Annotated in this window: 7 protein-coding genes; 4 read left to right on the plus strand and 3 right to left on the minus strand. The window is 51.0% G+C overall.

Annotation, left to right across the window (positions count from 1 at the left end; translation table 11 throughout):
• A partial coding sequence (locus tag BM257_RS05390; protein WP_143096762.1) for a transposase occupies positions 1 to 338 on the plus strand: 338 nt, incomplete at its 5' end.
• A 720-nt stretch (positions 339 to 1,058) separates the two neighbouring features.
• Here the strand turns inward: BM257_RS05390 and BM257_RS05395 are convergent.
• Positions 1,059 to 3,383 (minus strand): glycoside hydrolase family 2 TIM barrel-domain containing protein, encoded by a 2,325-nt coding sequence (locus tag BM257_RS05395; RefSeq protein WP_092069390.1) that lies wholly within the window; start codon positions 3,381 to 3,383, stop codon positions 1,059 to 1,061.
• A gap of 41 nt (positions 3,384 to 3,424) precedes the next feature.
• Positions 3,425 to 4,474, minus strand: a complete 1,050-nt coding sequence (locus BM257_RS05400) for a DUF362 domain-containing protein (protein ID WP_177216024.1) — start codon at positions 4,472 to 4,474, stop codon at positions 3,425 to 3,427.
• Positions 4,475 to 4,603: 129 nt separating this feature from the next.
• On the opposite strand from BM257_RS05400, the gene BM257_RS05405 reads away from it, so the two are divergent.
• A complete protein-coding gene (locus BM257_RS05405) occupies positions 4,604 to 6,472 on the plus strand; it encodes a TonB-dependent receptor plug domain-containing protein (RefSeq protein ID WP_369821309.1) in 1,869 nt (622 codons plus the stop codon).
• An 18-nt stretch (positions 6,473 to 6,490) separates the two neighbouring features.
• Here the strand turns inward: BM257_RS05405 and BM257_RS05410 are convergent, their stop codons facing one another.
• Positions 6,491 to 8,758: a RelA/SpoT family protein gene (locus BM257_RS05410; RefSeq protein WP_092069396.1), complete on the minus strand. Its 2,268-nt coding sequence runs from the start codon at positions 8,756 to 8,758 to the stop codon at positions 6,491 to 6,493.
• An 84-nt stretch (positions 8,759 to 8,842) separates the two neighbouring features.
• Here BM257_RS05410 and ligA point away from each other — a divergent pair, with 84 nt between their 5' ends.
• Positions 8,843 to 10,861 (plus strand): NAD-dependent DNA ligase LigA, encoded by a 2,019-nt coding sequence (gene ligA, locus BM257_RS05415; protein WP_092069398.1) that lies wholly within the window; start codon positions 8,843 to 8,845, stop codon positions 10,859 to 10,861.
• A 3-nt stretch (positions 10,862 to 10,864) separates the two neighbouring features.
• The gene (locus BM257_RS05420) at positions 10,865 to 12,040 is read left to right on the plus strand and encodes a ComEC/Rec2 family competence protein (protein ID WP_092069401.1); all 1,176 of its coding nucleotides are present in this window, start codon (positions 10,865 to 10,867) and stop codon (positions 12,038 to 12,040) included.
• The last annotated feature ends 15 nt before the right edge of the window (positions 12,041 to 12,055 follow it).

Genomic DNA, 12,055 nt, shown 5'->3' on the forward strand with positions numbered 1-12,055 from the left:
TGACCAACAATATGGAGATGCCTGCCACGCAGGTCGCTCTTCTCTACAAATATCGTTGGCGTGTAGAACTCTTCTTTAAATGGATTAAGCAGCATCTTAAGATTAAGTCCTTTTGGGGTACGACAGAGACTGCTGTCAGAATCCAGATATACTCTGCCATCACCGCATATTGCATGGTGGCTATCGTTGAGCACGACCTCAAACTGCACAGGAGCACCTACGAAGTGTTGAGAATTTTGAGCGCTTCGCTGTTGGATAAGACTCCAATCAAGGAACTTTTTACCAAGGAACCTGAGTATGTTGCTGATGATGGTCAATTGACTCTTAATTTTATTTAGTGGACACTAATGATATAAATATATAAAATATTCAGTCTTTGTATGTTTACTTTCATTAAACTGATATTTGATATTTGATATAGTTGCATTAAAAACAAATAACTGAGATTTGAGATTGATTTTCGCTAACTGTTAACTGTTAAACTGTTAAACTGTTAAAAATTCAACCAAAATTACTGTCACAACTGTCACTGTCACGCAAAAGTATGGGGCAATTTGATTCCGATGCCTTCTATCCCCCACTCCAGTATCTTCCATCACTTGTACTAAAGCCTAGTATGACTGATACTAAAGGCTGTTATACCCCTATATCAGATACTGGAATACATCTTATAAGATACTGGAAAGAGGGGTAAAGGTTAAGGTTAAGGGTTCAAGTTAAGGGTTAAGGGTTATGGGTTATGGGTTTGTGGGTCATTAAGGTCATGAAGGTCATTTGTCATTAAGAGTTTTGAAAAATGGGTGTTTTTAGTTAATAATATATATATTATATATAATATATATATTATTATACTTATCTTAGTAAAAATCCGAAATCCTTAATGACAAATGACCTTCATGACCTTCGTGACCACTTTCAAAAAAATTAAAAAAAGACACACCTGAAAATTCGTAGACCGCAATGGGAATGTTGTACCTTTGCACTTGACAATGAGGTCAAGTGCGATTGCGGGCTGCGGCTCAGCATAGCTCGAGCAAGTTTTTGATGTATTCTCATCGTTACTTGGTCTTAATGGTGATGGCAGCGGTAGGCAGACTACTTTTTATTCTCACATGCGCCTTACCTTTAGACTGGCTGCTGCGTATCACCAATAGCGCACGACCTTTCCACGTAGTGACACGTGAGGAAGTCTTGGGCTCACGATCTTTCAAGTCAGCTGTAGCAAATGCCATCATCTTACCCTGTCCTTCTACGATCGCCTCACAAGGGATGGCAGCATCAGGACAGACACGTCCTTCACGATCCACAACCTCTACAGTGACAAATGACAAGTCCTGACCATCAGCAGAGATCACAGGACGGTCAGCGGTCAATCGGATATGAGCCGGTTCCCCCGCAGTACTGAGTGTCACACGCTTTTCGCCAGCCACCGCACATAATGTGCCCTCCTCGTACGGTACGCTGAACACAGCCTTGAACTCCGTACTGCGGTCCACCTTCTGCCGACCAACCTGTTTGTCGTTCAGATACAGCGTCACCTCAGGTGCTTTGGTATAGACCTCCACTTCGACAGGTCTGCCTTTCCAATTGGACCAATTCCAACTTTCCCATGTGGGATACACACTCCAGGAGGTCGTGTTGATCTTCCCATGATAGCCATCCGGTTCGCGGACAGCCATATACAAATCATGAGAGTCTTTCCATAATATCTCACGATAGTGACTGATGGGCTTACGCCAGCCTGTGATATCCACATCACCACAATAGGCACCATGCCATTCCGGCATACCGCCATCAACCCAGTGCTCACCAGGTCGTTCCCCGTCGTAATAGTTACGTCCGATACCAGACTCCCCCAGATAGTCGAGACCCGTCCAAACGATGTCACCCACGATGTAGGGATAGTCATGTACAAACTGCCAGTTCCTGAAGGCATCACGCGGGAAGCTCTCCGTTTGCCACATCACCCGTTTGGGATTACGCTGATGGTCGGTAGCATGCTTGAAGATCATGTAGTTATAACCACCGATGTCAAGCACATCGAAGTGCGGGTCGTAAATCTCCCAGTCACTATCCCATGCACAGAGAGCCTCCGTCACAGGACGCGTCTTGTCATAATCCAGGATAGCTTGCTTCAACTGACGGGCTGTGGTGATGACACGGATATCCTTACGTTCTATCACCTCATTGCCAATACTCCAACAGATGATGCTGGGATGGTTGCGGTCACGCTCCACCATCGCACGGATATCCTCACGATAGCACGAGTCAATTAGCGTTGAGTAATCGTAAGGTTTCTTGGCAGTACGCCAACCGTCAAAAGCCTCACCGATAACGAGCATTCCCATCGAGTCACAAGCGTCGAGGAAGGCACGAGTGGTAGGGTTATGACTGGTGCGGATAAGGTTAAAACCAGCCTCCTTCATCTGTCGCACCTTTCTAATCTCCGCCGCATCGAAAGCCATCGCTCCCAACACCCCGTCATCATGATGCACACAGCATCCATTGATGAGCAGCGGTTTGCCGTTCAGTATAAAACCATTCTCTGCATCAAACGAGAACGAGCGGATGCCGTAGCTCACAGACTTCCGGTCGATGACGACACCATCCTCCTTCAGCTCAGCTTTCAGTTCATAGCGATAAGGATCATCAGGCGACCACAGATGAGGAGTCCCCACAACAAATGAAGTAGAAACGGTCTTCGACTGACGAGCAGGCACACTGACCATCATCTGTCCGGCACCTATTGTCACCAAGGCATTCCTATCACGGTCCGACTCATTCTCGACCGTTGTCTCCACGTGTACAACGGCTTTGTCTGACGACACCTCAGGAGTTGTGACAAACACACCGTTCTCAGCGATATGCAGGGCAGGCATCGTCTCCAGCCATACATGACGATATATACCCGAGCCAGTGTACCAACGGCAGTTAGGTTGCTCGGAGTTATCCACAGAGACAAGTACCTCGTTCAATTGTTTATCCTTATGAAGATAAGGAGTGATATCCACAGTAAACGGAGTATAGCCATAGGCATGCTGTCCAGCCTTAACACCGTTAATGAACACCTCCGCCTTCTGATAGACACCCTCGAAGTGGAGTCTTATCCTCTCGCCATCAGGTGTGGCGAACGACTTACGATACTTTCCCTTACCACCAGGATACCAGCCGCCATCGGTACCAGAAGCACCAGTAGCCGGGTCTGGTGCATAAGCAATAGCCCAGTCGTGAGGTAAATCCACATGGATGGTCTTGCCGTCACGGGTAAACTGCCAGCCAGCATCGAATAGCTGTCGACGGGTCTGTGCCGAAGCATGACCGTTGGTCTCCACTGCCGTAACGCAAAATAACGCTACAAACAACGCGAATAATATTTGTCTCATAGGTATATGGTTTTTATTATTGATATCACGAAGTGATCACCTCACTCCTTCACAAAAGGCTTCAGACCTTTCACGGCCTCGGCTGCGGTGATGCGTTTGCCACCGTTGTCGAGGTCGATAAGTACATAGCGGTTGTTACCCATGCCCAGCTCCTTCATATACGACAACTGGCGCAGTCCGTGACGGGACTCGATGCGCCGCACCATATCCTTATGCTCCTGGGCAGTCATCGCATAGATCAGGTCGACACAAGCCTGGTCGACGGCAAGGATGTCCGTCGAGGAGAGGATACCCACATCAGGAGTTACCACAGGAGCCGCTCCCAAGCCCTCACAGTCGCATGACACCGACATGTTACGCATCACGTTGACATAGGTGACATGACTGCCGAAATGGTCGATGGTAGCCTTGGTGGATTCCGTCATACGCTCCATGAACTCCTCCCTGGCGATGTCCCACTGGTTCGGTTGGTTCGGGGTGGTATGGATCCACGCCTTTCCGATACGTCCGTCGGCACATCCGATACCGATATTCTTATTAGAGCCGCCGAAGCCTCCCTGCGTATGACCTTTGAAATGCGTCAGAGCCACCATCGCGTCATAATTGGTGAGGTGAGAGCCGACAGACATTTCCCTCATCCACTTGCCACCACGGATAGGGAGCGTCGTGGTGCCCTGCTCGTCGATGATGTCCACAGGACAGAACGTCCAGCCGTTCACCTCCAGTGTCTGGCGGTGCTGCTCAGTAGTATAGCGGTCGCCGGCATAGTACGTATTCGTCTCAATGATATGAGCCTGCGGCAGATCCTTGTTCACCAGTGCCTTCACCCACTCACGGGGGATGATGTTAGGACCGTTCTTCTCGCCGGTATGCAGTTTCACGCCCACACGTCCGCTGATATGCCCACAGACCTGCTCATAGGCTTTGATGAGCCCCTCGGCAGAGAGGTTACGAGTGAAATACACCACCGACTCATTACCCGTACGCTGGTCGTAAGGTACATATTTATCACCATCCACACCAGGAACCTGTGCGTTGGCAACATTCGCTGAGATGACGCCGAACAATACGGTGAAAAACATCTTTCTCATATTCTTTCTGATTTTTTTGTCATGTTATGTTGGGATAAAACGCAAATTATGCCACAAAAATAGGGAAATTTCATGAATTATCATTAAATTTGCATCGAGATTTAAAAAGTTTTTAGAATTGTCATGGACATTAAAAGTAAGATTTTAGTACTGTCGATGATCAGTACTTTCCTATCCGTGACCCCTGTAGCGGCAGAAGATGTCACCGACTCCCTGTCGTTGGAAGAAGTCGTGGTGACAGGAACACGCAACGCCACCGACATCCGTCATCTGCCGATGACAGTGACCGTCATCGAGCGAGAGAAGTTGACGGAACAGCACCAGACATCCGTATTACCGACCGTGATGCAACAAGTGCCCGGACTCTTCGTCACCAGTCGCTCCATGATGGGTTATGCCGTATCCACAGGAGCCGCCGGCGGCATCAACCTTCGTGGTATCACAGGAGGTGCGGGACAGTTGCTCGTCCTGATTGACGGTCATCCGCAATATAACGGCATCTACGGGCACCCCATCGCCGACAGCTACCAGACCCTGATGGCAGAGCGTGTGGAGGTGCTGCGCGGTCCAGCCTCCGTTCTCTATGGCAGTAACGCGATGGGTGGAGTACTCAATATCGTCACCCGTTCCATGCGGGAGAACGGAGTGAGGACGACAGTCGACCTGGGTGTTGGCAGCTACGGCACCATCCAGGCAGAAGCCTCCAACCAGTTGCGGAGCGGTAAGTTCTCCTCCACCCTGTCAGCGCAATACAGTCGTACCGACAACCACCGTCCCCGTATGGGGTTCGAGCAGTATGGAGGTTACCTGAAACTGGGTTACGACATCAATAACCACTGGAATACCTATATCGACGCCAACCTGACCCACTTCAACGCCTCCTATCCCGGAACTGTCAGCAGTCCCCTCTATGACGCAGACCAGTGGATCACCCGTGGAGTAGTCTCCGCAGCCCTTGAGAACCACTATAACCGCACCAGCGGAGCACTGAGTGTCTACACCAATTTCGGACGACACAAGATTGACGACGGGACAGCGAATCCCGAGCAGCCCACCCAACGCTATTTCCGTTCCAAAGACGCGCTGATAGGAGTCTCCTGGTATCAGAGCGCACAGCTCTTCGAGGGTAACCGACTGACTGTCGGTGTCGACTACCAGCATATCTATGGTCACGCCTACTATACCTCAAAACAGACCGGTGAGGTACTTGACACCCCCAACAAACAAAGTGGCAAAAGCTACCGTAATGAGATAGCCGGCTATGTGGACTTCCGTCAGGACCTCACATCGTGGCTGACCATCGACGCGGGACTGCGTGTCGATCATCATTCCGTGGTAGGTACGGAATGGGTACCACAGGCAGGTGTCGTCGTCCGTCCCATCCAGACAGGAGAGATCAAGGCGATGGTGAGCAAGGGCTTCCGTAACCCCACGATGCGTGAGATGTACCTCTACCCTCCCTCCAATGAGGAGCTGAAGCCAGAGCGTCTGTGGAACTACGAGTTATCATGGAAGCATCGTCTGGGAGCCTTCAACTATGGCGCCAACCTCTTTTACATCAAAGGAGACAACATGATCCAGACCGTCAACCGGCAGAATGTGAACACGGGAGCGATCAAGAACTACGGTATGGAGCTGGAGGCAGACTGGCGTATCAGCAACCACTGGGCAGTGAGCACCAACCACTCGCTGCTGCACATGGAGCATCACGTCATCGCCGCTCCCACTTATAAGGGATTCCTGGGTGCCAATTACAACTGTGACAAATGGAGCGTCATAGCAGGACTGCAATATATCAGTGGACTGTATACGGCTGTCGGGGACGCGGAGCAGAAAGAGAACTTCTGTCTGCTGAACGCCTCCGTCAATTATGCGTTGACGAAATACCTCACGTTATGGGTGCATGGGGAGAACCTGCTGGCACAAAGTTACGAGATCAACCTGGGCTATCCTATGCCACGTGCCACCTTTATGGGAGGTGTCAACCTGAGATTCTGACCAGGCGACACCTCACCACTATAGCCTACTCACTTGTTTGACACCCCTCACTGTACGGAGTTTCTTAATGAGAGACTCCAAGTGGGTGTTGTCGTTGATCATGATGACGAGGTTGCCACTGAACAAACCGTCGTGCGAGTCGATATTAATACTGCGGAGCACGAGTTTCTCATCCTTAGAGATGATACTGGTGAGGTTGTTGACAATACCGATATCATCATTACCGATGACCCGCAGGGTGATGGCATACTGTGACGAGCCCTTGCCGCTCCATCGAGCCTTGACGACACGATAGCCGAACCGCTTCTTGAGTTCCGCGGCATTGGGACAGTCCTCACGATGGATCTTGATACCACCGCTGACCGTCACGAAACCGAACACCTTGTCGCCATAGATAGGCTGACAGCAGCGAGCCAGCTGATAGTCGATACCTTTCAGGTTACGGTCGATGACGAGGACATCATCTGAGAGTTGAGCATTGAGCGTTGAGAGTTGAGCGTTGTCCAGGACGAAGTCGGCTGCCGTCTGTGCGATATTATTACCCGTGACGGGTTGCTCACCCTGCTGCAACTCCACATACTTATCAATAACATGGTTGACATCGAGGGTACCGTCCGCTATCTGCCGGTAGAAATCACTGGTCTCCTTAAAACCCAGTTTCTTGATGAGATGCTGCATGGTGGACTCCTCCTGCTCCACCTTACGGTTCTTGAACTTACGCTCTAGCGTCTCCTTGGCGAAGAGAGCCTCCTTGACCTGTGTCTCCTTCAACGCAAGACGCACTTTCGACTTCGCGCGAGAGGTCTTGACGATGTTAAGCCACTCCTGACGGGGCTTCTGTGTGGACGAGGTCATGATCTCCACCTGGTCGCCACTCTGCAGGACCTGACGGAGCGGCACCACCTTATTATTTATACGGGCACCGGTACAGGTGTTACCGATCTTGGAATGGATATGATAGGCGAAGTCAAGGACGGTGGCACCCTTGGGAAACTTATACAGGTCGCCCTTGGGAGTGAACACGAAGACCTCGTCCTCGTAAAGATCCATCTTAAACTGATCCATCGCCTCCAAGCCGTCACTCGTCTCCAGCATCGAACGGATATTCGTGAGCCACTCGTCCAAGCCAGACTCACCTTTCACACCCTTGTAACGCCAGTGGGCGGCGACACCACGCTCCGCGATCTCATCCATACGCTCCGTACGGATCTGTACCTCCACCCATTTCTTCTCAGGACCCAGGACTGTGATATGCAGACTCTCGTAACCGTTTGACTTCGGCACACTCAGCCAGTCGCGCAACCGCTTGGGGTTCGGCTGATACATATCCGTCACAATGGAGTATACCTGCCAGCAGTGCATCTTCTCCTTCTCCACAGGGGAGTCGAGGATGACACGGATGGCGAAGAGGTCGTAGACACCCTCAAAGTCACACTTCTGCTTCTTCATCTTCTGCCAGATGGAGTGGATAGACTTGGTGCGTCCTTTGATATGGAACTTCAGACCCGCAGCCTCCAGGTGCTCACGGATCGGTTGGATGAAACGCTGGATATACGCGTCACGGCTCTTCTTCGTCTCACTCAGCTTCTCCTTGATATGATAGTAAGCGTCATGCTCCAGGTATTTCAGCGACAAGTCCTCGAGCTCACTCTTCAACTTATAGAGTCCGAGTTTGTGGGCAAGGGGAGCGTAGAGATAGGCAGCCTCCTCGCTGACCTCCTTTCGGTATTGCTCCCTCTCCTCTCTCCTCTTTCCCTGCTCCTCCGGGTTACTCTCTCCTGACTCTAATAACACATCACGGATCTGACGCATCAGGTTGACACGGTCGGCAATCATGATGAGGATGACACGCATATCCTCCGCAAAGGAAAGGAGGAGGTTACGGAAATTCTCCGTCTCGATGACAGGATTCTTCTTGTAGAGTTCCTGGATGCGCTGCAAGCCATGCAGGATACGGGCGACAGACTCCCCGAACTCACGTCTGATCACCTCGATGGTGAGGTAGTCGTCCTCAATACAAGGATGTAACAGGACGGCAAGGACGGCGTCACGCTTCAAACCTATCTCCTCGACGACGAGATAGGCGGTCTGGAAACTGAGCAGCATGGGATTCAAGCCGAACACATCACGATGGATATGGTTCTGCTCGATATAGCCTGTCAGATACTGACGCATCTTCTCCTCGTCACCCTCCAGGAGCGACGAGCCGATCTCCTGCTTGATCTGGTTATACAATGAGAGGACATCCTCCCTTTCCTGTGATGTAAACTCAAATCTCTCTGTCATGCAGGCAAAGGTACGAAATAATCTTTAATTTTTCATCTATAATCTTTATTTTTTGTATCTTTGCAGGCATAAAATACTATAAATATGGTAGACGACAAGATATCACGGATGCAACAACTCGTCAGGGAGTTGAACGAGGCTTCTGACGCATACTATAACGGACGGGGTGAGCGAATGACCGACTATGAGTGGGACGCACGCTTCGACGAGCTGAAACGACTGGAACAGGAGACGGGGACTACCCTGCCCGACTCTCCTACGCAGAAAGTATCGGAAGACACCATCACCGGACAGAAGGAGGAACATGAGTTCGCAGCCCTCTCACTGGCGAAGACGAAGCAACCCGCAGAACTGGTGAAGTGGTCGGAGGAACGACCCATCTGGATATCCTGGAAACTGGACGGTCTGACCCTTGTCGTGACGTATGACAACGGACAACTGACAAAGGTTGTCACACGAGGTAACGGACATATCGGCACGAACATCACCCATCTTTCAAAAGCCATTAACGGTATTCCGCAAAATATTGGATATAAAGGACATACCGTTATCCGGGGAGAGGCTGTCATCAGCTATGACGACTTTGACCGTTTCCTCATTGAAAGCGGTGAGGACTATGCTAACCCCCGCAATCTCGCCTCTGGGTCGCTGACCCTGAAAGACGTGGAGGAAGTAAGACAACGACATATCCAATGGATTCCTTTCACGCTGGTGTATCTCGATGACGACATCCCCTCGTGGGGTGACCGTATGGACTGGTTAGAGCAGCAGGGTTTCCATACCGTAGAGCATCGTCTCATCGAACATCCGGACCTCTCTTCCGTTGAAAGCGTCATCGATGTCTTCACAGAGGAAGTCACCTCCAAGAAGAACCCTTTCCCTGTCGATGGTCTTGTCATCTGTTACGACGATACGGTGTATGCCAGGACGGGAAGTATCACAGGACATCATGCCACCAAAGCCGGACTCGCCTTCAAATGGCAGGATGAGGCTGCGGAGACGGTATTACAAGAGATAGAATGGTCGTGTGCCGCCTCCACCATCTCCCCTGTCGCTATCTTCCGACCTGTGGAGTTAGAGGGTACGACCGTGAAGCGTGCGTCACTCTGTAATATCAGTGAGTGCGAGCGTTTAGGAATTGGTGCGAAAGGAACGGAGATCAGTGTCATCAAGGCAAACAAGATCATCCCGAAGGTCATCAAGGTCATCCGTACGGAAGGAGTCCTGGAGATCCCCCACGAATGTCCCGTCTGTCATGCAGCAACGGAGATACGTGTCAGTGAGGCAAGTGGTACGAAGACGCTGCACTGTACCAATACGGAGTGTCCCGCCAAGCAACTGAAGAAGTTCGCCCGCTTCGTGTCGAAGGAAGGTATGAATATCGACGGTATCTCAGAACAGACCCTGTCGAAGTTTATCAACCTCGGCTGGATCAGTGAGTATGCCGATATCTACGACCTGCGCCAGCATATCCGTGAGCTCGCCAACATGGAGGGATTCGGAGAGAAGTCGGCGTCGAACATCATGCGCAGCATCGACCGTTCCGCCCATGTGGAGGCACACCGGTTGCTCTATGCGCTGAACATCCCCTTGTGCGGGCTGGATGTCTGCAAGCGGCTGTTGAGTGCTTATCCGTTGGACGAGCTCGTTGCGATGACACAACCCCAGCCTGCCGTCGAAGCCGACTTGTTCGCTCCTCTTACCTCAGACACCTCCCCACTCACCTCTATTGCCGGCATCGGTCCGGAGAAGTCGGCATCCTTCATCAACTGGTTCCGTGATGCCCGTAACAGACTACGCTACCATCATCTGCTGGAGAAATTACAAGTGACTCAGGTATCCAACGAGCCGACGGGAAATATGTGTGAGGGACTGACCTTCGTCGTGACGGGTGATGTCCATCATTACAAGAACCGTAACGAGTTGAAAGCATATATCGAGTCGCAGGGAGGTAAGGTGGCATCGGCTGTGAGTGGCTCGACATCCTACCTTATCAATAATGACGTGACATCGACCTCCGGGAAAAACCAGAAAGCCCAACAGCTTGGTATTCCAATTCTCTCAGAGGACGAGTTCGTTGAACGATTTACGGATCAGAGTTGACACATGCGACATCAACGATTCATTGCTCCATTACTTCCTATTGCCCTCTGTCTGATTCTCGGAATCATCACGGGCAGGCACTATCCCGTAGGAGAGGGACTCTTGCTGGGTGTCATTTGTGGTGTCCTGACGGTCACCCTCCTGTTACGTCATCACCCTCGTTGGCAGACGGCAGGAATCTGTCTGGCGACCTTTCTGTTAGGAATGATCATCATCCAATATCCGTTACCCGACAGTGTCCTCATACAAAAGACGGGGGAACGGATGCTGGAGTACCGAGAGCAACTGCTTCAGCAATACCAGCAATGGGGTATCGATGAGGATTCCTATGCGATCATAACGGCAATGACATTAGGGGACAAGTCGGCATTGACACCCACCATCCGTGAGACGTTTAGCATCACGGGGGCAGGACATGTGCTTGCCATCAGCGGACTGCATCTCGGTATTCTCTATATGATGGTGTCGCTCCTCGTCAGAGGGCTCCGTCTGAGGATGGTGACGCAGGTGATGACGATCATACTGATCTGGGCATTCGCCTTCCTGGTGGGGATGACGCCCAGTGTGGTACGCTCCGCCACCATGCTGACGGTCTACGGACTACTGTCGTTGGGCTATCGTCAGAAGATGAGTATCAACGTCCTGGCATTCACAGCCATCGTTCTACTCGTCATCCACCCGCAATCACTCTTCGACATCGGTTTCCAGATGTCTTTCCTTGCCGTCCTCGCCATCCTGGTGTTCTTCCCGTTATTCAACGGCATCTTCTCCGAGCGGTGGCTGATGGAGCACCGACTGGTACGATGGCTATGGGGGATGACGGCATTATCACTGTCGGCACAGATCGGTGTGGCACCCTTGGTAGCCTTCTATTTCCATCGTTTCTCCACCTATTTCCTCATCAGCAACTTCGTCGTCATCCCTTGTGCGTACCTTATTCTAATGGGGGCACTCCTGCTATTCATCATCCGGCTGTCTGTCCTTGCCACAGCATTAACTGCTATCACCACCTTCATGCACCACACCTTGGACGCCATCGCCACCTTGCCCTATGCTAGCATCGACATTCACCCCAACCTGTCACAAACCATACTGATATATGCCTTTATCGGGTGTCTGTATATCATCTGCTTACGTGTCTTACCCATGAGACCAGACGCGTCCCAGAGATTTCTTTGACATTATTCTTTGTTA

It is taken from the genome of Prevotella sp. tf2-5 (assembly GCF_900115435.1).
Lineage (GTDB): Bacteria > Bacteroidota > Bacteroidia > Bacteroidales > Bacteroidaceae > Prevotella.

Bases quoted from the DNA above. Each gene is read 5' to 3' on its own strand.
- BM257_RS05395 (WP_092069390.1), bottom strand. From the start codon at position 3,383: ATGAGACAAATATTATTCGCGTTGTTTGTAGCGTTATTTTGCGTTACG.
- BM257_RS05400 (WP_177216024.1), bottom strand. From the start codon at position 4,474: ATGAGAAAGATGTTTTTCACCGTATTGTTCGGCGTCATCTCAGCGAAT.
- BM257_RS05410 (WP_092069396.1), bottom strand. From the start codon at position 8,758: ATGACAGAGAGATTTGAGTTTACATCACAGGAAAGGGAGGATGTCCTC.
- ligA (WP_092069398.1), top strand. From the start codon at position 8,843: ATGGTAGACGACAAGATATCACGGATGCAACAACTCGTCAGGGAGTTG.
- BM257_RS05420 (WP_092069401.1), top strand. From the start codon at position 10,865: ATGCGACATCAACGATTCATTGCTCCATTACTTCCTATTGCCCTCTGT.